Genomic DNA, 23231 nt, shown 5'->3' on the forward strand with positions numbered 1-23231 from the left:
GTCTACTAAAAGCGTTATTCTTCCTATAGAGTCCATTTTGTAATTTTGGTCACTACTGTGCCTCTTCTTTTAGCAAAAAACGAGAGAGCTGGGCATTCACATTGTCGTAGTCCATATTGATCCCCAAGATGTGGCCATCGGGATTGACCAAAATGGTGGTGGGCACTTCCTTGATACCATAAAGGGCGGCCACATGGTCATTAAATCGACTGAGGTCCGACACATGATGGGGCCAAATTAAACCATCTTTTTCTATGGCGGCCAACCAAGCTTCTTTGCTGGTTTCAATCCCCACGCTCAAAATCGTAAAGTCCTCGCCTTTGGTAAATTTGGCCCCATGGTATCTGTCATAAAGGCGGCGCAATTGCGGATTAGATTGGCGGCAAGGCGCACACCAGCTTCCCCAAAAGTCTAATAAGACCCATTGGCCCCGCAAATCCGATAAACGCAGGCTGTCGCCATTGGCCAATTGGCCCGCAAACTCTGGGGCGGGCGTTCCGGAGGTCACTCCCGGCTGACGATACCAACGAAAGCCCACCCAAACGAGGGCAATAACAATGGGAATGATAATGAGCTCTGATAATTTAATATTCATGGCAATCTATTTTGATGAGGGGCAAAATTAAGCTTTCCCAACTGAATAAAGCGTGATTTAGGTTGTTCTCTTTTCCTTTCTGATTGCTTTTTTGGGGCTGCCCCGGCCTTTGGCCGGGTCGGGCTATGCGGGGGCTCGCTGTTCGCTCGGCCCTGCGGCCTAAAGGCCTTGGTCTGGCCTTCGGCCACCCCCTACTATCCCTCAGCCAGCTCGCTGCGCTCGCTTCTTGGTCCAAAATAATAAAACAACGCTCGCGAAGCGAGACCGCTTTGCGCTGGGCGCAGCCCAGCGCATCGGCTGAGGGATGGATAGTGGTGCGGCGCAGCCGCAGACCCAGCAGGCGAAGCCTGCGCAGGGCCGAGCAGACCTGCGAGCCACGACACAGCCCGACCCGACCGATAATTCATGAGGGTTTCAACCCTCATTTTGTGTAGCTTCGCAAAGCGACACCGCTTTGCGCTGGGTTTCAACCTAGCGGAAGGGGCAGCCCCAAAAAAACTAATACTTCACCCGAGGATCTACCCAAGCATAAAGTAGGTCGGCCACCAAATTGCCCAAAATAGTGAGCAGGGCCGCCATTAAGGTCACCCCAAAAACCAAAGGCCAATCATAGGCCCGAATGGCCTCAATGACCAACAGTCCCATCCCATTGATGTCAAAAATCAATTCTATGGCAATGGCCCCCGCCAAAGCCCTGGGAAAGACCGCACTAAATAAGGTGATCAAGGGAAATAAAGCATTGCGGAAGGCATGCCCCCAGTATACCTCCTGCCGACGCAAGCCCTTGGCCCTAGCCGTCCGAATGTAATCCTGCGCCAATACCTGCAACATGGCCGAACGCATCTGCCGAGAAAGGTAGGCAAAGGAGCCGTAGGTGATGGCAAAAATGGGCAAGAATAAATGATAGAGGTAGTCGCCCACTAGCCCCCAAGAAAAGGCCTGACTATCGGGCAAGCCTTGGGTGGGAAACCAATCGTAATGCGCGCCATAGGTGGCGGTGGTCAGAAAGACCACCAGCAAGCTGGCCAGCCAAAAAGAAGGTAAAGAATACAGCAAAAAGAGAAAATTACTACTCAGCTTGTCTCTCTGGTCTCCAACCAGCTCTAGCCCTTTTTGTTTAGACAAACGCCATTGTCCCCGCCAAGGCCCCAAGAAAAAGAAGAGGGGCAAAACCAAAAAGCCAAGCTTGAGCCAAAGGGGCTGTAGACCCCAGCTTAAAAATAAAAGGACCCAAAACCAAAGGTAGACGATCTGCAGAAAGAGCAGACTATATTCGCTAATATCCAACATCCGCCCCCGAAGAAGGGCCTTGGCAAAACGCCGAATTTCTGGACCAAAAGAACGGCCCCATTGCTTTAAAAATGCCCGATAATTTAAGCCAATAAAGATGAGTTGCAAGGGAATGACCGCCCAAAGCGCCCCCGAAACCAGCTCCATCAATTGCAAAAAGAAGCAAAGGGCCAAAAGCGCCCCAAAAATGAGCTGCAAAGGCGATAAAAAGGAGTAATAAGCCCTGGGCCGATAGCGCCAACTGGCCATTTCTACCCCCAAAGGCACCGAAACCCCATAAGAGATCAAGATGGCCAATAAGTTCATGAGCAGGGTCCAGCGCAAGGCCGCCCAAATCTTCTGCAAAACGGGCTGCTGGTCCTGATAAGAAATGCCCAAATCTCCCCGAATCAAACCCCGACTCGCATAGACCTCCCGCAAAGGCAACAAACGGTCTCGCTCTGCCGCCAATTGTCTGTACCTTTCGTTAAACCCTTCTTGCTGCTGCTCCAATTGCCCAATTTGGGCCAATAAAGGGGCCTGATCTAGGCTATCGAGCTGCTCCAACTGAAAGGCTAGCCTTCGCCCTAAACGCGCCAAACTATCCTGGACCAAATTGAGCCGCCCCAACTGCGCATAACAGCTATCCAAACGATGGTGAATGCTGCTGTCAGGGGCCGAGAAGTAGGGATAATCCCCAAACATCCAGACATGATACTGATTGTTGAGCCCATAAAAATAAAGCTGGGGAATCAGGGTTTCATAGGGCCGAGCTTCTCTACGCAACTGATGCAAAGCATAGCGAATACTATCGAGGCCCAAGGCCAAGGGCGCTACTTTGGCTGTTTTGGCCGCTAGGCTGTCGAGCAAAATATCTAAAGGCCTTTCTTCATAACGCTGCCAGAGCTCCTCCTTGAGCTGATCCAATTGGCCCTTTTCCTCATAACTAAAGGCCGCCTTTTGTTCATAATATAAGCGCTCCCAATTTTTTAATTGTTGGTAGTAGGCCATACAATGCTCTGCCGCCCCATATTGGTCCATCAAGCGAGACAATAGGGTTCTATGCTGCTGCGGTTGCAACTGATACAAATCTTTAGGATAAGCCTGTGAGCTCAATCTAAAATAAAAGGCGGGCCGATCTAAGCCCAGCTCCCTGGCTTTCTGCCGATAGGCTTGGGCCGAGGCAAAGGGACTCTCTTCTCCGCCCTTATTGAGGACCATATCTACCGGGTCTCCCTCCACTAATCGACTTAGGCCAAAGACCAATAAAGAGACCAGGAAAAAGCTGGGAATAAACAGCAAGAGCCGCTTAATCGTGTATAAGAACATGCTGTAAAGAACTAGAGCTTAGAGAAAATTAGTATCCTGTTCGGCCATCTCTAATAAGCTGGCAGAAGGCTTGAAGCGGGGACCAAAACGCTGGGCCAACACCTCTGCCCGAGCCACAAATTCCCGCAAACCATAATCATTGATAAACTGAATCACGCCCCCCTTAAAAGGAGCAAAGCCCCAGCCGTAAATACTTCCTAAGTTGGCATCATAGCTATTCTGAATGACGCCCTCCTCTAGACAGCGAACCGCCTCTAGGCACTGAATAAAAAGCAGACGGTCTTGCAAATCTTTGGGCAACAATTGCTCTTGGGCCAAGGGAAAGTTCTCTTTGAGCTGCCCCCACAAACGGACGGGCTCTTCCTTGTAGTTATAAAAGCCCCCATTCCGAGCTTTGCCATAGCGCTCTTGGGCCAGCATTTCTTGCAATACAGCAATAGCGGGCGAGGCCTGATAGCGGCCATCTAGCTGCTGGGCAGCCTGCTCTTCTGCCGAAATAATGTACTTAAATCCCAAATTATCGGCAAAGGCTAGGGGCCCCATGGGCATACCCGCCTGCAAACCCGCATTTTCTATGGCCGCAGGCCCCTGCCCCTCTTTGAGCAGTAAAATGCCCTCCATAAAGTAGGTGCTGGCCACTCTAGAGACAAAAAAGGCGGGACGGTCCTGCACAATAATGGGCGTTTTACGCAATTGCAATACAAAGTCGAAGGCCCGAGCTACGGTTTCATCTGCGGTCTTCTTGCCCACAATAATTTCGACTAAGGGAATGCGGTTAATGGGCGTAAAAAAGTGCATTCCAATATAGTTTTCAGGCTGTATGCTGGCCTGGGCCAAATCAGATACCTGCAAAGAAGCCGTATTGGTGGCCAAAAAGCTATGTTGCTGCATCTCTAGCTCCACTTCTTTAATGATGCGCTGCTTTAAGGCCATATTTTCAAAGACGGCCTCAATGACCAAATCGCAATCTTCCATCTCCCGCAAATCACTGGTGGTTTGTATGCGGTTCAGAATCTCCTCGGCCTGCTCTGTGGTCATTTTCCCACTTTTCTCTAAGCGGCTAAGCTTCTCTCTGGCGTTGTTTTTTCCTTGCTCGGCTAGGCGTTTGCTCACATCTCGAAGCAATACTTCTATGCCTTGCATGGCCGCCACATAGGCAATGCCCGATCCCATTTGCCCAGCCCCAATAACGCCGATCTTTCGGGCCCTAAAGCGGCCAAAGCCCTTAGGGCGACTCATCCCTTGCTTGATTTTATTCAAATCATACCAAAAGGCTTTAGTCTGGTTACGGCAATTTTTACTCATAATCATGGCCGTAAAGTAGCGGGCATTGATTCGGGTGGCCGCATCAAAATCAACAGAGGCCCCTTCGGCCATGCAGTTGAGTAGAGAGAGCAGGGCGGGGTAGTTGTTTCGGGTTTTGGCAATTAGCTCTGTGCTTAGTTTGGCAATGCGCTGGGCCGTTTTTGGATGTTTAGGGTTACTTTCCTTGGCAATGCGATCTTCGGCATCCCAGGGTTTTTCGATACAAGGCGAAGAGAGGATCCAGCGCTTAGCGTTGCGGATAAGCTCCTCGGGACGCTCTACGGCCTCATCAATAATGCCTTTTTGCAAGGCCTCTTTAACGTGTATTTGGCGGCTGCTACTAATAAATTTATAGGCTTCTTCTAGGCCCAGCATCCACATCAGGCGAATAATGCCTCCGCCGCCGGGAATCATCCCCAGCGATAGTTCGGGCAAGCCCAATAAGGTCCTGGGGTGGTCTAGCGCAATGCGATAATGACAGGCCAGCACCAATTCAAAACCACTGCCCAAAGCCGCGCCGTTAATGGCCGCCACTACGGGCACTTTCAAGCGTTCAAAACGTCTGTAAATCTCCCCCAAGAGAGCCGTATGTTCAAAAATCTTAGCGGGTTCCTCGGCTCGGTGCAAAAAATCAAGGTCGCCACCCGCCAAAAAAGAGCGTTTGGCCGATAGGATAATGACGCCCTTCAAGCTTTTGTCCGCTTCCAGATGGTCCAATACAGGCAAAAAAGCCTTAGCAATCTGTGGGTTAATCGTATTGACTCGCTCGCCGCTTTTATCTAAGGTGAGGCTAACAATTCCCTCACTATCTTTCTTATAATATATCATAGCCTAGTTTCTGAATTGAATAGGCAAACTAGCAAAAAAAGCCTTGAATGCTCCTATCTACTGGATACTTTCTTTAAGGGCTTTTCTTTTTTGGGGCTGCCCCGCCCTGCGGGCGGGTCGGGCTGTGCCGCAGCTCGCAGGCCTGCTCGGCCCTGCGCTTTTTCGCTTCGCTCAAAAGCTGGGTCTGGCCTTCGGCCACTGCTATCCATCCCTCAGCCAAGAAAGGCGGCCAAAGGCCGCAAAAAAAGGCCAGGGCGCAAAAGCGCCCTGGCCAAGCTGCCGTCAAGGAGCTCTATTTTTAGAAGAATAGGGCTTTGTCATTAGCAGAGCGCAGTTCTGGAAGACGGATAGCTTCTTGTCGGTAGCAGGACCCAGTTCTTTAAAACAGATAGCTCCTTGTCGGTAGCAGGACCCAGTTTTTTAAAACAGATTGCTTCTTGTCGTGAGCAGGGGCCAGTTCTTTAAAACAGATTGCTTCTTGTCATGAGCAGGACCTACTTTTTTAAAACAGACAGCTGCTTATCTACTCTTAAGGACCTATAGCGCTAAAGAAATGCTTAAAAAAGGCTGCTTTAGTTCTTTTCTTTTGGGGCCCAATAGTAGCGAGCAGCAGTATTTGGCCCTTTCTTGCAGAGAGAAAGCCGCAAAAAAGGCCAGAAGGCAGAAACTCTGGCTGGCCAAGATTTAAAATTTGGGCCTTTAGCTTAGTGCTTAAAAGCAGTATTCAGCTAATCATCGCCTAGGGACAAGCCCCTAGGCTAATCAAATGGAGTCAGCCCTAAAGGGCTTCAAAGGCTGATATAAACGGCCTTACTAAGTAGTTATTGCAGAGAGGGGCCTTATCCAAAGGCCCTCTTTAGAGGGCTGTCTGAAAAAGCTAGCCTAGGGGCTTGTCCCTAGGCGCAGGAAAGGGCATACACAAAATTTTAAACAGTCTCTTATCTACTCTCAAGGACCTATAGCGCTAAAGAAATGCTTAAAAAAGGCTGCTTTAGTTCCTTTCTTTTGGGGCCCAATAGTAGGGAGCAGCAGTATTTGGCCCATTCTTGCCGCAGCAAGGCCGCAAAAAAGGCCAGGGCGCAAAAGCGCCCTGGCCAAGTTGGATAATCTATAAAAAATCTTAGTAAAGCTGTCGGAAAATGGTTTGCATATGCTTATCGCCAATGCGGTATTTTTTGCGCAAATCGGCAGTGAATTGCTGGCTAAGTACCCGAAGATCCTGGGCCTTATCCAAGTTGAAAAGTTTCCAGTCGGTTTTGGAGCCAGAGGGTCCCGAGCGCTGAAAAGCTCTTAGGCTCCAATTATTGGCCGAGCTAAGGCCCAAACAAAAAGGTTCGACCACCCGCCAATCATCCTGATCGTTGTAACGAAAAGCCACTAGAAGTTGCTGAGAAATAGCATGGTGTAGATTGAGATGCAATGCGCTGTTCGATTTCATAAGATTAGCCTGTTTTGTTGTGAACAATGTATAATTATTATACGTACAGAATTGCATTTTGTTACTTTTTTGCTTAAATTACTTGCATTTTATTCGCTTGTTTATCAGGGAGTTGTAAATTATTTTTAATTTTTTTTGCGGCCATTTTTTGGCCATTTTCAAGCCTGCTTTTGCTGCATTTATACGACTTTTTGGCGGTCCAGCCCCTTTCTCGAGAAGAGCAAAAGGCCCTAGTCTACAGCCAGGCCGCAGCCTCGGCTGAGGGATGGATAAGGGGGCGGCGAAGCCGCAGACCAAAGGCTTTTGCAGCAAAGCGAAAAAGCCTGCAGGGCCGAGCAGACCTGCGAGCCCTGACACAGCCCGACCCGACCAAAGGGAGGGGCAGCCCCAAAAACAGCAGAAGAAAAACAGCAGCAATAAAAAAAGACAAAAAAATCCTTTATCTTTGCAGCCTTATATTTTTGCATAATATAACACTGACTATCATGTATCAAACTTTGTTGTACTACAAGTACGCCCATCTAGAAGATGCGGAAGAAATGGCGCCTAAACATCTGGAATTTTGTAAGGATTTAGGCATTTTGGGCCGCATTATTATTGCCAATGAGGGATTGAATGGAACGATCTCGGGAACGCCCGAGCAATGCCAGGCTTATATGGATTATGTAGAATCTGATCCTCGCCTAAAGGGCATTCATTGGAAAATTGACGAGGTGGAGGAGCTCTCTTTTGTTAAGATGCACGTTCGCTATAAGGCAGAAATTGTAAACTCTGGCCTTTATGATAGCGTAGACCCGACAAAAGAGACCGGCAAGCACTTGCAGCCAGCAGAGTTTAAGGCCCTAAAGGACCAAGAAGATGTGGTCGTGATTGATATGCGATCTAATTATGAGCATAAGCTGGGCCGCTTTAAGGGGGCTATTACGATGGATATTGACAACTTTCGGGAGTTTCCAGAGAAGATCAAGGAAATGGACCATCTGAAAGATAAAAAAGTATTGACCTATTGCACGGGCGGCATCAAATGCGAAAAAGCCTCGGCTTATTTGATCCAACAGGGCTTTCAGGACGTTTACCAGCTACATGGGGGCATCATTAACTATGGCAAAGAGGTTGGCGGAGAAGACTTTGAGGGCGATTGCTATGTTTTTGATGGCCGAGTGCATGTGCCTGTTAATACGGTAAATCCTTCGGTCATTAGCCGCTGTTACAACTGTGGCAAAAAGACCACGAGAATGGTCAATTGCTGCAACTCCCATTGCAATGATCATATTGTACAGTGCGAGAGTTGTAGCCAAGAAATGGCGGGAGCCTGTTCGGTCCAATGTAAAGCATCTGACTTTGCCCGCCCCTACAACGAAAAGGGCTTTTATAGAAAGCAACTTTGTGAGGATTAGCAGAAAAGCGGTCCGTATAAAATAGTCGCAAGCGTTTTGTCGTTTTGCGACTATTGCTTTTTTTGGGAAACACCATCAAACTCTACTTATGTCAGTTGCTCGATTTTTATCTATCTGTTTTTGTTTATTCATGGGCTTCTCTAGCTTGTCGGCCCAGCATTATGATCAGGCTATTGGTTTGCGTGGAGGGACCTCTTTTCAGCTTTCGTATAAAGAATTCTTTTCCTATTATCCCTCCCCTCAAATGGCTTGGGAGGTTTTAGTGGGCGTGCATATCGATGAGCGTCGCCGCTCTTTTACCAATGGTTATGTGGTAGAAGGGATGTGGTATTATCATCGAGATATTGGTTTTAACACCAACTTCTCGGCTTATGGGGCCGCGGGCCTGCATATGGGGGTCTATACCCCAGTGGGCGAAAAAAGACGCTTTGGGGCGGGTTTGGCCATTGCCTTGGGGGCCGAGTATACCTTTAATTTTACGCCCGTTAATATTGGCTTGGATTGGAAACCCGTTTTGGGGAGTCCCCGCAGCTCTTTATTGCGTGGCGCCCTGACCATCCGCTATGTTTTGCCCACCACTTGGCAGTAATTTGCATCTTTTTAAAAAATAGAATGACTTATGAACTACAAATTTTTTATCCTCTGCCTTTTGGCCCTCCCTTTTTTGACCTCCTGCGAAAAGCAATCGGAAAAAGACCGGGAGAAGATCCTCAACTACATTGAAGATAATAATCTGAATGCCCAGGAAGGGGAGGATGGCCTCTTTTATGTCATTGAGGTAGAGGGGACTGGAGATACCGCCAGCATTGCCGACGAAGTTGAGGTGCATTATGAGGGCTTTTTGCTCAATGGAGACAAATTTGACTCTTCTATTGATCGGGGTACTCCCGCTACTTTTCCCCTAGCCAATGTAATCAAGGGCTGGCAGCTGGGGATTCCCAAATTTAAGGAAGGGGGCAGCGGCAAATTGCTGATTCCCTCGGCTTTGGGCTATGGAGCTACGGGCACAAGTAGCATTCCCGCCAATAGCGTCCTCATTTTTGATGTGGAAGTGATTGAGGTGTTGTAGGGAAGCTTAGAGCAGGAAAAGAAAACGGCCAGCACGCAAATTGCGTGCTGGCCGTTGGTGTTGCTTAGCGCTTGGGCGGGGAAATTACTGCACCAAAGTCACTTTCAACATATTGGTCTTTTTCCGCTCATGCAGCGGCATAGAGCCCGTATTGATAATCACATCTCCCGCCTCGAGCAGGCCTTTTTCCTTGAGGATATTCACCACATCTCGAATGGTGTCATCGGTGCTGGTAAACTTATCATAATAGTAGCAGCGGGTGCCCCAAACCAAATTCAGGGTCTTAATCAAATGCTCATCCGAAGAGAAGACCACCACATCGGCTTCTGGCCGATAGCTAGAGACCATAAAGCCCGTATAACCCGATTTGGTCATCCCAATAATCATTTTGGCCTTGACCTGCTTGGCAATTCTACAAGCATTATAGCAAATTGCATCGGATAAAAAAGACTCCGAATCATCGGAAGGGGTGAGTTCTCGGTTATAAACGGTGGGCATTTGTTCGGCCTCCGCAATAATGCTGTTCATGGCCTCTACTACCTTGGCGGGATGTAGGCCCATGGCGGTTTCATTACTCAACATCACGGTGTCGGCCCCATCCAAAACGGCATTGGCCACATCAATAATTTCGGCCCGAGTAGGAGTGGGGCTCTTGATCATGCTGTCCATCATCTGGGTGGCCACAATAACGGGACAAGCCTGCTCAATACATTTGCGAATGATCATTTTTTGCAGCATAGGCAGGCGCTCCATGGGCACTTCTACGCCTAGATCGCCTCGCGCCACCATGACCCCATCCGAGGCCGCAATGATTTCGTCAATATTGGTGATCGCCTCGGGCTTTTCAATTTTGGCAATGATCCGCGCAGGGTGATTGGCCTTTTTGAGCCGCTTGCGCAGGTCCTCAATATCTTTGGCCTTACGCACAAAGGAAAGGGCAATCCAGTTAAAAGGTAGGCCCAAAATAAAGTCCAAATCACGCAGGTCTTTTTCGGTCAAAGAGGGCTGCGAGATATTGGTATCGGGCAAATTTACCCCCTTACGAGAAGAGAGAAAGTCGCCATATAAAACCTCCAATTGGACCTCATCTTTGCCATTGCTGCTCTTCACCAACAGCTCCACTTTTCCATCATCTACCAGCACTTTTTCGCCCACTTTCACATCCTTGGCAAAGTCGGTATAGCTCATATACACCTTTTCGGCAGTGCCTAGGCATTCCTCGGCCGTAAAGGTCAAGATCTGCCCCTTGGTCAAGGGAATTTTACCGTTTTCCATCTGGCCCACACGCAGTTTTGGCCCCTGCAAATCGGCCAAAATGCTAATGTTGGTCCCGTATTTTTTGTTAATATATTGCACATAGTCAAAGACCTTTTTATGGTCCTCATGCTGCCCATGCGAAAAATTTAGCCGAATGGCATCCACACCCGCTTTCACCAAACCCAATAGGCTCTGATAATCATTGGATGCAGGGCCAATAGTGGCCAAAATCTTGGTCTTCTGAAACTTAGAAATTTCCATAAAATGGTTTTTTGTTGTTCTGCTGTTTGATTTTGGGGCCTCCGCCTCGCTTCGCTCGTCGGCGCTACGTTTTGGGGCTCGCTATTCGCTCGGCCCTGCGGCCTGACGGCCTTGGTCTGCGGCTGCGCCGCACCCCTGCACATCGCTAGGCCAGCTGACTTCGCCAGCTTCTAGACGCAAAAAATCTTCTCCTAATCCTGAATTTTAGAGCCGTAGGCTAGGTCTCCCGCATCGCCCAAACCAGGAACAATATAGGATTTGGCCGTTAGTTCATCATCAATGGCGCCGGTCCAAATATGAACTCTGGGGTGCATCCGCTGAATATGCTCAATGCCATCTGCGGCAGCAATAGCCACCACCACATGAATATCTCTAGCCTGCCCATAAACCGAAAGGGCTTCTATGGTCATGGCCATAGAGGCGCCGGTGGCCAACATGGGGTCGGCAATAATAAGGGTGCGGTCTTCTAGTTCTGGACAAGAAACGTACTCTAGGTTGATCTCAAAACTGCCATCCTTATGATGACGACGATAGGCCGAAACAAAGGCATTATCTGCCCGATCAAAGATATGTAACAAGCCTTGGTGCATGGGCAAACCCGCCCGCAGAATGGTGGCCAAAACGGGCTGCTCAATAGGCAGGGCCACTTCAGCTTCGCCCAAGGGCGTTTCTACGGTTTTCGCCTGATAGGCCATGGTCTTGCTAATCTCATAGGCCATCACCTCGCCCAAACGTTGTAGGTTTTGGCGAAAGCGCATGGGGTCTTGCTGAATATCAACGGAGCGCAATTCGGCTACATATTGATTGGCAATAGAGTTTTCTAAGGACAAATTATGAATAGGAGCAGGCATAAATTAAGGCTTTTTTAGATGGAAGAAGCATTGGCAAAATAGGAATTTTGTATCTTCAACCCAAGACTTTGACCACTTAAATCCCTTTATATTATGCTTTGGGCCTTTGGCGAAAACTATGCTTATGAACTTCAAGAAGCTTTTCGGCCGCAGCGCTTCGAATGGCGCATTTGGCCCATTCTCCTGCCCGAACAGCAGTTGCGGGTAGAACAGGCCAAGGGCAGCGATAAACTCGATCCCAAAGCCCTATCTGCTGCCTTGGAGTTGGCCCTCAAATCGGGCTGGCGACAGCTCTATCCGCAGTTTCGCCTGGCTTGGCAAGCAGGGGGCTGGCGCCCCCAAACCGAGCTCTGGAGCGATTGGCGCAAATTGGCCCAATTGCTTCCGCAACGGCCCAATTTTGGGGTTTGGGAGTTGCAGCAGCATTGGCAGGATATTCAAGCAGCAGAAGAGGCCTTGCCCTTTGCCTTGCCTCCTTTGCTCCAACAACTCTATTTATATAATGGCTTGGCTGGGGGCTGGGGGCCAGATAGTGGGCTCTTGGCCTTATTGCCCAATTTGGGCCGCCCCGCTTTGTTGGCTGCTCGCCAACAGCTGGAAACGGACCCCCAACAAGGGGGCTTTTGGCGGCATTACCCCCATCTTATTCCTTTTTTGCATTGGGGCACTGGGGTCTACTCTCTCTTTGATAGCCGAACCCCCGAGGCCCCCGTCTGGGCCTTTGATCCTGAATTATTAGGGCCAGATGAAGATTGGGAGGCGGCCTGCTGGTGGCATAGCCCCTCCTTGCTCAATTGGTTTCAGTATTGGCTAGAGACCGACCGCTATGGGATTAAGCTCTGGCAACAGATGTATGAGCGCAAAGGAATGGAGTTTAGAAAGTAATTGGTCCAAACTGGATGTAGGCGCAATTATTCTATTGCTCATCAGCGCAATCGCTGGCCTAGCGATGCGAAAGGGAGGCCGAAGGCCAGACCGAGCCGCTGAAAGCGGCGAAGGGCCGAGCGAGTAGCGAGCCCTGTAGCGTAGCGCCGACGAGCGCAGCGAGGCGGAGGCCCCAAAACATCCTCTTAAGGAACCTCTTCCACTAAAATTTCTACACGGCGGTTTTGGGCCGCCTTATACAAAGCACGGCTGCCATCGGCTAAGGTATCTATTTGCAAGAGCTCTTGATTGGAGCGGCTTTGGGTCTGGATCGGGCAGTTGATGCCCTTATGTTCTAGATAGGCCTTAGTTTGTAGGGCAAAGCTGAGGGCCTCCTCCTGGGCGGCTTGGCCTTGCAGCTTAGAATCTGTATGGCCAATAATGATGAGTTGGGCCTTGGGATTTTGGGCCAAATAATTTTGCAAGCTATCGAGATATTCGCCAAAAACGGGGGGCGCTAACTTAAAGCGTTGATCGGGCGATCGGAAAAAAGCCATCCGGCCATCATAAGTCAGGCGCTTAATATCTTGCAGATAAGCTTGTCGGAAGCGTTCGGCCTCCTTTTTTTCTTGTTCGGGGCCGCTAGGCAGATAGCCAATAATCTCTAAATCGATATAAAAAGCCTTTTTATTTAGGGGCATGGTATCGCCTAGAATATAGATTTGTTGGCTGGGCAACTGGTATTCGGCCATCAATTTATCGGCGATGCTCAGGGCGCGGGCTCGGCCCAAATTGCCGTAGCGTTTGGCTTGTTCGGGCAGGGTTTCCTCCTTCTTATAGCGGCCAATAATCTTCAGTTTGGCTTGGGGTTGGCTTTTGAGCAGCAGGGCCATCTCTTCCAGTAGGGCCAATTGTTTGGGCAGATAGAGCGGGGCGGTACTGCCATAATCAAACTCAAATTCTGGATAATTTTCCCAGAGCGGAAAACCTTCTGCCGAGACCGTAAGATCGTTGGGAATATGGGCCAATTGGCTACTATCGACAGGGGGCGGAGGGGGTTCACATTGCTCTAAGATGACACAATAGTAATACTTCTGGGCCATAGACAGCCAGACAGCAAAAAACAGCATTGCCAGAATGAGGATGAGTATATTTTTGCGGCTCATAGTGCAAGAAAAGAAAAAGGCTGTTAGTTCAATTGTCTAACAGCCTTTGGGTATAGGTACTATAAAATTAGTCTTTAAAAGGAGGCGGATCGAGGGGAATATCCTGATCGATCTCATTGAGGCCCTCGGGATCATCTAGGTCCTTAAATTCCTCATCTTGATCTAGATCTAGGGGAGGAAGTTCCTCGCCAAAGTTCTCGGGATATTCGGGAATCTCGGGTAGCTCTTCGGGATATTCGGGAATCTCGGGCAATTCTTCGGGCATGGGCGGAAACTCATCTCTGCTTTCCTCCATCTCCACAGGAACGGGAATATCGCCAGGCATCACATCTAAATCTGCGGGCATATCTTCTGGATTGAAGTTATACTCTTCATTGGTTGTGGGCATGTTTGCAAATTCATTTTCTGTAGGAGCCACAAAGCTATTGGGAATATTGGCGCCAGTAGCTGATTGTACATTGGCCAGCTCATCGTTAATCATGGCTTGCAGTTGGCTATTCACCTGTTGGGCATCTTCAGTTTTTTCCAGTTTGCGCTGTAGTTCTAGCAGCTTGAGGGCCGCCTCAAAGCGCTGGCTAGCCTGATTGACCGAATTTTCTCTTTTGACATTGGCTAGGCGCTCTTCCATTTGCAACTTGGCGGCTTCTTCGCGGGCGCGGACCATATCGCGGGCAGAGCCGCTAATAAAGGTCTCCAAACTTTCAATCAAAGAAGTAAGGATTTTGTGCACCACTCTAGCCGAGAAACCACCTAAAAAGGCCAAAATAGGCTTATAGGTAATAAAGCCGCCTAGGCTTTGGGCGGAATTGGCCACCTCAGAGGCATCGCCACCATAAACGGTAGGATCAATAAAGATAAACTGGGCCAAAATGACTCCAGAAACGATACCGAGAATAAAGCGAATCCAATACATAGATTCGTATTTGGCATCAAAAGAGGCATTAGAAATATACTTATAGGCCTCAAAGAGGGCATAAAAAGAGGCGCCAGCTGCTGCAATAGCCAAAATAAATAGCTGGTTGAGCAGAAACTTCATGGGGGTCTCATAATCCAGGATATTCCCATTGACAGAGCGAGCATCTACCTCCTCAAACATAAAGAGCCCCAAGAAAGTCAGTAAGGCAATAATGGCCACAAAGGTCATTCGTTGAATGAGGGGAATAGGCCCCAAAAAGCGAAAAGCACTCTTCTTTTGTTCTTCCAACAACACAATAGAGCTCGGCTGAGCGGGATAAACCGCAGCGGTTAAATCCTCATGCACCATGCTCAACTGGTTAATCATATCTTCCTGAGAGGGAACATGCAGCTCCTCGGCTTGGGCCGAGCGATGGGCCATGCCGCCCAAAGTTTGGCGGCGGCTATACTCCAGAAAAGGGTGGCTGCCATTGGCATTTCTGCTGCCATCCGAAACAGGCCCATTTTCTAGATAATCTTGATAGAGCTTAAATTTTTTGAGGCTGGCCAAGAGACCAGGGGGGAGCTTCTTACCTTCGGCCAAAGCGTGGTCAATCATCGCTTCGCACTCGAGCAAGGTCTTATCTACGGAGTTTTGATACTTTTTTTTGCCCATGACTGGCTTTAATTTTCGTTTTTTGGTGCAGGGATAGGGTCTTTAGCGGCCAATATTGGCCCAAAGACAAAGGAAGATAGTCGAAAATGCCTGAAAAATTGAAAAAGGCCTAAAAAAAAATTCCTTATCCCCCTATTTATCGTATTTTTGCCCCAGCTAAGATATGATTCTCAGCAATCTTGATTAGTAAACCATTTAAAATTTTAAACAATGGCAACTTACCTCTCTAAAGAGACCAAAAACGAAATTTTTGAAACTTACGCAGGCAGCGCCAGCAACACAGGTTCTGTAGAAGGCCAGGTAGCATTGCTATCTTTCCGCATCAAAAACTTGTCTGAGCACCTAAAAGCTAACCACAAAGATCACGCAACTCGTCGTTCTTTGCTCAAAATGGTTGGTCACCGTAAGTCTTTGCTCAAGTACTTGGCAAAGAAAGATATTCTCAAATATCGTGAGTTGATCGCTAAACTAGGTATCCGCGATACTTTGGGCCGCAATCAATAAGAAACCATTGGGGCTTCTGCTATTTTTAGTAGAGGCCCTTTTGTTTTTTAGGGGCCTCCCGCAGCAAGCTGCGGGCGCTACGCTTCAGGGCTCGCAGGTCTGCTCGGCCCTTCGGCGGCTTTGCCGCCTCGGTCTGGCCCTAAGGGCCACCCCTCCACATCGCTAGGCCAGGCGCTTCGCGCCTTCTACACGCAAATAAATAAAACAGAAAGCCCGCAAGCCTTTCTGTTTTTAGCCACACTTCTTGTCCGCAATACAACAAATTGCATTTTTAGCAGCAGGCTAAGGAGGTCTGCTGTCAGACGTTATCTTAAACAATTATTAGAAATGGGTAAACAAATCCCTTTGAGCACCTCTGCAGTTATTGCAGGCAAGGAGTTCACACTAGAAACTGGCAAACTTGCCGCCCTTACCGATGGTTCAGTTGTACTGCGCTACGGTGACACTATGCTTTTGGCTACTGCCGTAGCTGCTGAAGAAGCCCGACCTGATCAGAGCTTTTTTCCACTTTCAGTAGATTATCGCGAAAAATTTGCTTCTGCTGGTCGTATTCCTGGCAACTTCTTCCGTAGAGAGGCCCGCCCTTCAGAATATGAAATTCTTACTTCTCGTTTGGTAGACCGTGCTATCCGCCCGCTCTTCCCCGACCACTTCCTCAACGAGACGCAAATCTTTATCTTCCTCATCTCTGCCGATGGAGAAACCCTACCCGACGCTTTTGCGGCCTTTGCTGCTTCTGCTGCCCTTATGGTTTCTGATATTCCCTTTGCTGGACCTATCTCAGAGGTGCGCATTGCTCGTATCAATGGCGAGTTTATCGTGAACCCTTCTCGCACAGAGCTAGAAACTGCCGATATGGAGTTTATCATTGCGGGTAGCATGGATAATATTGTTATGGTAGAAGGGGAAGCCGATGAATGCCAAGAAGAGGACCTCATCGAGGCGATCAAAGTGGCCCATGAAGCCATCAAAGAGCAATGTAAAATGCAGCTCGAGCTTCGCCAGCTAAAAGGCGTAACTGAAAACCGCCCCGTAGCGGAAAAAGAAGAAAATGAAGAGCTTAAAGCTGCTGTAGATAGCGCTTGCCGTGAAAAACTCATGGATATTGCTGGCAATCCTTCTGATAAGAAGGCCCGCAAAAATGCGTTCAAAGCACTAAAAGAGGAAACCAAAGCCGCCCTAACAGAACAGTTTGGCGAAGAGGCTTGGGGCGAAATGTCTCATCTCTTCAGTGGCTACTTTGATGCCCTTAAGAAAGAATGCGCTCGTGAGGTGGTCTTGAGCAAGCAACAACGCTTGGATGGCCGTACTCCCACAGAGGTGCGTAACATCTGGTGTGAAGTAGATTATCTACCTGCTCCTCACGGTTCTGCCCTTTTCACTCGTGGAGAAACTCAATCATTGACCACTGTAACTTTGGGGTCTAAAATGGATGAGGCCTTGATTGATACTGCCCTTTCTTTGCATAATGACAACTTCTTGTTGCACTACAACTTTCCTCCTTTCTCTGTAAATGAGGTGGGACGTCCAAGAGGAACTAGCCGCCGCGAAGTAGGCCACGGTCACTTGGCTCGCCGCTCTTTGGCCCGTGTAATGCCCAAAGATTATCCTTATACTGTACGTATTGTATCAGACATTCTAGAGTCTAACGGTTCTTCTTCTATGGCCACCGTTTGCGCAGGTTCTTTGGGCCTTATGGATGCTGGTGTACCTATCCGCAAACCTGTTTCAGGTATTGCTATGGGCTTGATTACCGACGGTAAAGGCCGCTCTGTTGTTCTTACCGACATCCTTGGCGATGAGGACCACTTAGGGGATATGGACTTTAAAGTAACGGGTACTGAAGATGGTATCTGTGCCGTACAAATGGATATCAAAATTGACGGTTTGGATTATGAGTTGCTTCGCACGGCTTTGCTACAAGCTCGTGAGGGACGACTACACATCCTTGGCGTAATGAATGAGACTATGTCTGAAGCTCGTGAAGACCTCAAGCCTCAAACGCCTCGTATGGAGTTGATCATCATCGATGCCGATTATATTGGTGCCGTGATTGGTTCTGGTGGTAAGGTTATCCAAGGGCTACAGAAAGAGACCAACACTGTAGTGACCGTGAACGAAGAAGACGGTAAAGGCTATGTACACATTTCTGGCGATAAGCCCAATGTAGAGAAAGCTGCTGCCTTCATTAACGGAATTACGACCGAGCCCGAAGTAGGAGAAATCTATGATGCAAAAATCGTTAAATTGATGCCTTATGGTGCCTTTATCGAGTTTTTGCCTGGTCGTGAGGGACTCCTTCACGTTTCTGAATTGGCTTGGGAGCGCATTGAAAATGTAGAAGAAGTATTGACAGAAGGAGAGGAGATCCAAGTGAAACTACTCGAGATCGATCCTCGTACTGGAAAATTCCGCTTGTCTCGCAAGGTATTGCTCGAAAAGCCCGAAGGCTATGTAGAGCGTCCTCCTCGCGAAAAGCGTGATCGCAATGATGATCGTCGTGGCGGAGGCCGTGGAGGTGATCGTGGTGGTCGCGGTGGAGACCGCGGTGGCCGAAATAATCGCCGCTAGTGATTAGTTAGCCAATAAAGTGAGCGCCCTGTTTCTATGGAAACAGGGCGCTTTTTTATGGGGCAGCGCTATAAGCGCAAGACTTGCATTTGGCCTAGCGATGTGCAGCAGTGCGGCGCAGCCGCAGACCAAGGCCGTCAGGCCGCAGGGCCGAGCGAATAGCGAGCTGCGAAACGTAGCGCCGACGACCGAAGGGAGGCGGAGGCCCCAAAATACCTTAGTTATCTTGATCACTAAGTTCTTGAACTAAGAAAAGGGCATAGGCAAACTGGATATTTTTAGCCATCTTTTTGCTGATGACTTGGCTCTGCCATTCTTGGGTATTGGGATAAAGCGCTAGGCGTTCATGCTGTTCATTGATCAGGAAAACGGGCATTTTAAAATCTGGGCGGCAGTTGGTCCAGCGGTAGCGGATAAAGCGTTTTCGGCCTTTTTTATAGATCTCATATTCGAGTTGAGGGATTTGGGTCTCCTCCAAATACTGCTTAAAAAAATAGCCATAATCTTGGCCCGTAAACTCCTGCACAAACTGAATATAATCTTGGGTATTGACCGAATTGATTTTGTATTTCTGGTAAAACCCTTTGAGGCTGGCCCACCAAAGGCTATCATTTTGGAAACATTGGCGGAGGCTGTGGAGCATTTGGGCGCCCTTATAATAAATATCGGAATCATTGCCGAGGAAATTGACATTTAGGGGGCCGAGCAGAGGTTGTTTGTTCTCAATATAATTGTATTGGAATTTTAGGTAGCGTTCGGCGGCTTGGGGACCATATTTTTCCTCCATAAAAACGGCTTCCATATAAGTACAAAAGCTTTCGTGCAGCCACATCTCTCCATGGTCTCGGCAGCTGACGCTATTGCCCCACCATTCGTGCCCTGTTTCATGAAGAATAATAAAATCCTCGGGCATGCCCTCGGGGTGGCGGCCAAGATAGCCCGCTTTAAACTGGTTGCCATAGGCAATAGCCGACTGATGTTCCATACCCAAATAGGGGGTTTCGACCAAAGCGTAGCCATCATTCCAGAACGGATATTTGCCGAGGTACTTCTCAAAAGTACGGAGGACCTCATGGGCCTGTTTAAATTGGGTTTTGGCCTGCTCCAGATGTTCGGGCAGCACATAATAATCCATGGCGAGCTGGCTGCTGTCGGTAGGGGAGGTATAGCGGTCCTCGAAATGGGTATAATTGCCCACATTGAGTGTCACATTATAATTATTGATAGGGTAAGTGACCACCCAAGTATAATTGGCCACATATTGATTTTTGAAGACCGAGCGGAGTTGGCCATTAGAGACCGACATCAGGTTGGGAGGCACAATCGTCCGAATTCGCATACTATCGGGCTCATCGGATAAATGGTCCTTATTGGGCCACCAAAGGCTAGCTCCGATGCCCTCGCAAGAAACGGCTAGCCAAGGATTGCCCGCCTCGTCTTTTCTCCAAATAAAGCCCCCATCCCAAGGTGGATTTTGGGCCTCAATAGGGTGACCATGATAATAGACCGTGATGACATCGGTGATGCCTGCGGGTTGCATGCGGCCAAAATCAACAAAAAAGGCATTGCCCTTCCGGTGAAAATCAAGTTTTTGACTCCCATGCAGAATGCTATCAATCTTCATGTTCTCAAAAAGGTCTAGCTGAATCATATTGAAGCCTTGCAAAACCTTATAACGAATGCTATTGAGGCCCCGAATCGACTTTTGATTAAAATCTATCTGCAAATAGAGATCATAAAACTCTACATCATAACAAGAACGTAGCGGACTGAGCCCACCGCGCAGACTATCTGCTGCAGAAAATTGACCTTTTGCAAAAAAGATAGTCACAAATAAAAATAATATTGAGAGAACGTTTTTCATGGATCGGGAGAATTAGCTGCTTTTGCAAAATTATTGTAAAGAAGAAGGCTGTCTAGGGCTGTTGGAATTTGTTTGTTTTTGTGCTAGAATGCTGGATATCAGTTGTATATAGGGCTTTCTATGTCTAAGTTTTTGTTAAAAAATAGACGAACTATTCAAGAAAAGACTAAATTTGTTCTACTAGTTTAAATGATTTGAATTTTTTTTTAGCTAAAATGAGCTATCAAGATCAACCATAATTTACCAAAGTTAGGCTTTCCTCCTCTATATAATGTATCGCCTAACTTAAAAATAAACAAGCTTATGAATTGGACAAATACATTATCTTTATTAGGGGCCTTTTGCCTCTTTTTTTCGCCGCTAATGGCCCAGAAAACGGTGCAGTTTCGCATCTCGCAGGTCTACTCTAATGTAGATGATATGGATGGCTGGGGTTCTGGCGACTCTGACCCGCAATGGGATTTTGAAATTACTGACGCTTTTGGAACTAGCGATGATGATGACCGAGAGTTTAGCGGAACCAACTGCCCAGGCTGGAGAACCATCAACAATACGTTCTTTTCAGAAACCTATGATTGCGAAATTCCCTCTTTTACTTTCGTTTGGCGAGGCTTTGAAAATGATGGCTTTGGCTCTGATGCCAATACCGGCTATAGAACGATTAGTATCCCCGTTGCTAGCCTGAACCTCAACCAAACTAGTTTCACCACAATCAATACCTATACGGCAACCGCTAGTGGCGACCCCTGTGGTAGCGGAAGTACGGTCACTTGGCGCATTACTCTCCAATACCGAATTACGGGCGGCGATTTATGTAAGGACGAATGTAGCGATCCTTATGTCTTGCCCACCGCCCCCGAATATGAATGCAATGGTACACAATCTACCATGTCTCTAAATGTGCCTATCCGTGCCCGCGAACCCGCCGACGCTTCTCAAAATAGCTATAGCACCGCTGGAATTTCTTGCGATATTGATGGTAGCTCTCCCGAAGATGTTTGGGTTCGTACAACTATCCCCGATTCTTCTGGAGGAGTGATTATCCAGTTTGAAAATAATGGGGGCTGCTCTGGCTTTGCCTGTTATACCAATATTGCCTACGCTTGGTATACCAGCTCTAACGGAAGCTGCTCGGGCCTACAGTATAGAGGTTGCGATGCCGTTTCTTGCTTTATTGGCTGTAGCGATGGCGAAATCCGTGTGGATGGCCGCGCCAATGAAGATGTTTGGGTCCGTATCTGGGAAGAAGATGACCAAGGTTTTGATATTACCATTAACCAAATTCAACCGATCGCTCCCGCAGATCGCTGCTATACCGCTATGCCACTCTCTACTCTAGGCTGCAATTATCAGGCAACCTCAGATGCTTCTGGCCCCTATGCCGAACCGGATATCAGCTCTTGGACCGCAGGCGCCCACCCCGGCGGCATTTGCCAAGATGGCGATAGCGATCCCGGAACCAATACGGTCTGGTCTTCTAACGAAAATATGGTTTGGTATACTTTTGACCATACGGGCGGCCCCTTCAATATTGCTGTAGATAATATGCTCTGTACCGGTGGTGCCGCCGCTGCTCAAATTGCTGTGTTCTCTAATTCTGGTACCGCAGCTTCTCCTAGCTGCGACCTCGCCAGCGAAACAGGCTATGGCTGCTCGGTAGGTGTTGGTGCCGTCCAATTGAATATCGCTTCCTTGCCCCCAGGCAACTTTGTCTTGGTGGTAGATGGCAATGCCGGAGCCCAATGCGATTGGGTCTTTCGTGAAGCCATCAATGGCCCTCTACTCCCTATCCAACTCAAGGAGTTTGATCTGGAGTATAAAGAGGCAAGCAATAGCGCAAAACTGAACTGGGAACTAGAGTATGAGGAAGATCAAGAAGGCTTCCTTGTCCAACGCTCTTTTGATGCTATCGACTTTGAAGATATCGATTTTATCCCCGCCTATGGCACTGCCGAATTAGATAGCCAATATGAGTATATCGACCAAGACCTCCCCCAAGCTCAGGTGCTTTATTATCGCTTCCGCCAAGAAATGACCGATGGAAGCTACCGACATACCAACATTAAGTCTATTACACCCGTCCAAGAGTCTGGCGTCTCTATGGTCCAAGAACTCTACCCCAACCCCGCCCAAGATGCTATCAATATCCCTTTCCATACCGTCTCTTCCGACAAAATTACAATCCAACTCTATGATATGAATGGCCGCCTAGTTAAGGATGTTTTGCAAAGCCAACAGTTCGAGGCCGGCTACCACCTCAAACAAGTCGATATTAACGATTTGCCCAATGGCGTTTATGTGCTGCGCTTCTCCGCTGGCCAAAATACGGTCATGAAACGCTTTGTGGTCCAAAAATAGAATATAAAACTAGCCATCATAATGAAGCCCTAACTGCTATCGAGCAATTAGGGCTTTTCTTTTTGATAAGCTGCTTTGGGGCCTCCGCTTCGGCCTGCGGCCTTGCGGCGCTACGTTTCGCAGCTCGCAGGTCTGCTCGGCCCTTCGGCGGCTTTGCCGCCTCGGTCTGCGGCTTCGCCGCACTGCTGCACATCGCTAGGCCAGTTTGGCCTTCGGCCATTTGGCCTACTCTTTCCAGTCTACCGATTGAGGCAGTTCTGGGGGACTCGGCTTTTGCTTGGGCAAATAGATACGCAGTACCCCCGCCTCATAACTAGCCGATAGCTGGCTCGCTACAATGTCTTGCATGGGCAAGGCAAATACCCGCTCAAATTGATCATAAGCAAATTCCCGATGCAAAAATTGCGCTTCCCGAGAACGTAGGGCCTGCTGGGCGGATTGCCGGGCCGCTACCCGCAAGGCCCCCGATTTCCACTCTATCACAAAGTCTTCCTGAGCAAAACCCGGCGCCGCCAATTCTAAAATATACTGATCCGATTGGACCAAAAAATTGACCGCAGGCACCGACTGCGCCTGCTTGGCCTGAAATACAGACCACTCAAATAGTTTTCGAGTATAAGGATCGTCAAAGTACATGGGAAAAGCAGGAAGCTTCCTCCCTGATGATGATGGTAGTTGCATAAGTATTTTGCTGTTTGTTTTTTATCTACAGACGAAAAAAATACCAAGCCTAAA

General features: G+C 48.4%; 17 protein-coding genes. 7 read left to right on the plus strand and 10 right to left on the minus strand.

The window, feature by feature from the left end; translation table 11 throughout:
- Nucleotides 1-52: 52 nt before the first annotated feature.
- The 4 genes from SGRA_RS11440 to SGRA_RS11460 all read right to left on the minus strand — a co-directional run bounded on the left by SGRA_RS11440 (nucleotide 53) and on the right by SGRA_RS11460 (nucleotide 6764).
- Nucleotides 53-595: a TlpA family protein disulfide reductase gene (locus SGRA_RS11440; protein ID WP_015692856.1), complete on the minus strand. Its 543-nt coding sequence runs from the start codon at nucleotides 593-595 to the stop codon at nucleotides 53-55.
- A 498-nt stretch (nucleotides 596-1093) separates the two neighbouring features.
- Nucleotides 1094-3193, minus strand: a complete 2100-nt coding sequence (locus SGRA_RS11445; RefSeq protein WP_015692857.1) for an ABC transporter permease subunit — start codon at nucleotides 3191-3193, stop codon at nucleotides 1094-1096.
- 18 nt (nucleotides 3194-3211) lie between these two features.
- Complete coding sequence (locus SGRA_RS11450) at nucleotides 3212-5326, minus strand: 3-hydroxyacyl-CoA dehydrogenase NAD-binding domain-containing protein (protein ID WP_015692858.1); 2115 nt, start codon at nucleotides 5324-5326, stop codon at nucleotides 3212-3214.
- 1120 nt (nucleotides 5327-6446) lie between these two features.
- The gene (locus tag SGRA_RS11460; RefSeq protein ID WP_015692862.1) at nucleotides 6447-6764 is read right to left on the minus strand and encodes a WYL domain-containing protein; all 318 of its coding nucleotides are present in this window, start codon (nucleotides 6762-6764) and stop codon (nucleotides 6447-6449) included.
- 485 nt (nucleotides 6765-7249) lie between these two features.
- Here SGRA_RS11460 and trhO point away from each other — a divergent pair, with 485 nt between their 5' ends.
- From trhO to SGRA_RS11475, 3 genes are all read left to right on the plus strand, one after another.
- Nucleotides 7250-8161: an oxygen-dependent tRNA uridine(34) hydroxylase TrhO gene (trhO, locus tag SGRA_RS11465; RefSeq protein WP_041329910.1), complete on the plus strand. Its 912-nt coding sequence runs from the start codon at nucleotides 7250-7252 to the stop codon at nucleotides 8159-8161.
- An 88-nt stretch (nucleotides 8162-8249) separates the two neighbouring features.
- Nucleotides 8250-8750 (plus strand): hypothetical protein, encoded by a 501-nt coding sequence (locus SGRA_RS11470; protein ID WP_015692864.1) that lies wholly within the window; start codon nucleotides 8250-8252, stop codon nucleotides 8748-8750.
- A 30-nt stretch (nucleotides 8751-8780) separates the two neighbouring features.
- Entirely contained in the window at nucleotides 8781-9230 is a 450-nt protein-coding gene (locus SGRA_RS11475; RefSeq protein ID WP_015692865.1) for an FKBP-type peptidyl-prolyl cis-trans isomerase, read from the plus strand.
- Nucleotides 9231-9314: 84 nt separating this feature from the next.
- On the opposite strand, the gene pyk is transcribed toward SGRA_RS11475, so the two are convergent.
- Entirely contained in the window at nucleotides 9315-10748 is a 1434-nt protein-coding gene (pyk, locus tag SGRA_RS11480; RefSeq protein WP_015692866.1) for a pyruvate kinase, read from the minus strand.
- Nucleotides 10749-10939: 191 nt separating this feature from the next.
- Entirely contained in the window at nucleotides 10940-11599 is a 660-nt protein-coding gene (gene upp, locus SGRA_RS11485) for a uracil phosphoribosyltransferase (protein WP_015692867.1), read from the minus strand.
- A gap of 93 nt (nucleotides 11600-11692) precedes the next feature.
- On the opposite strand from upp, the gene SGRA_RS11490 reads away from it, so the two are divergent.
- Entirely contained in the window at nucleotides 11693-12484 is a 792-nt protein-coding gene (locus SGRA_RS11490; RefSeq protein ID WP_015692868.1) for an SMI1/KNR4 family protein, read from the plus strand.
- A 185-nt stretch (nucleotides 12485-12669) separates the two neighbouring features.
- Here the strand turns inward: SGRA_RS11490 and SGRA_RS11495 are convergent, their stop codons facing one another.
- Nucleotides 12670-13566, minus strand: coding sequence for an OmpA family protein (locus tag SGRA_RS11495; protein ID WP_245538547.1), 897 nt, complete (start codon nucleotides 13564-13566; stop codon nucleotides 12670-12672).
- A 130-nt stretch (nucleotides 13567-13696) separates the two neighbouring features.
- Nucleotides 13697-15199 (minus strand): hypothetical protein, encoded by a 1503-nt coding sequence (locus SGRA_RS11500; protein WP_015692870.1) that lies wholly within the window; start codon nucleotides 15197-15199, stop codon nucleotides 13697-13699.
- 210 nt (nucleotides 15200-15409) lie between these two features.
- Between SGRA_RS11500 and rpsO the strand changes: the two genes are divergently transcribed.
- Together rpsO and pnp are read left to right on the plus strand one after the other, a co-directional pair.
- Nucleotides 15410-15703: a 30S ribosomal protein S15 gene (gene rpsO / locus SGRA_RS11505; RefSeq protein ID WP_002658042.1), complete on the plus strand. Its 294-nt coding sequence runs from the start codon at nucleotides 15410-15412 to the stop codon at nucleotides 15701-15703.
- 327 nt (nucleotides 15704-16030) lie between these two features.
- Nucleotides 16031-18274: a polyribonucleotide nucleotidyltransferase gene (pnp, locus tag SGRA_RS11510; protein ID WP_015692871.1), complete on the plus strand. Its 2244-nt coding sequence runs from the start codon at nucleotides 16031-16033 to the stop codon at nucleotides 18272-18274.
- Nucleotides 18275-18491: 217 nt separating this feature from the next.
- Here the strand turns inward: pnp and SGRA_RS11515 are convergent, their stop codons facing one another.
- Complete coding sequence (locus SGRA_RS11515) at nucleotides 18492-20138, minus strand: M1 family metallopeptidase (protein WP_015692873.1); 1647 nt, start codon at nucleotides 20136-20138, stop codon at nucleotides 18492-18494.
- Nucleotides 20139-20441: 303 nt separating this feature from the next.
- Here SGRA_RS11515 and SGRA_RS11520 point away from each other — a divergent pair, with 303 nt between their 5' ends.
- Nucleotides 20442-22496 (plus strand): T9SS type A sorting domain-containing protein, encoded by a 2055-nt coding sequence (locus SGRA_RS11520; RefSeq protein ID WP_015692874.1) that lies wholly within the window; start codon nucleotides 20442-20444, stop codon nucleotides 22494-22496.
- Between the two features lie 225 nt (nucleotides 22497-22721).
- On the opposite strand, the gene SGRA_RS11530 is transcribed toward SGRA_RS11520, so the two are convergent.
- Nucleotides 22722-23177, minus strand: a complete 456-nt coding sequence (locus tag SGRA_RS11530) for an Hsp20/alpha crystallin family protein (protein WP_081477716.1) — start codon at nucleotides 23175-23177, stop codon at nucleotides 22722-22724.
- Nucleotides 23178-23231: the final 54 nt, after the last annotated feature.

Origin of the sequence: Saprospira grandis str. Lewin (assembly GCF_000250635.1) — a bacterium.
GTDB classification, from domain to species: domain Bacteria; phylum Bacteroidota; class Bacteroidia; order Chitinophagales; family Saprospiraceae; genus Saprospira; species Saprospira grandis.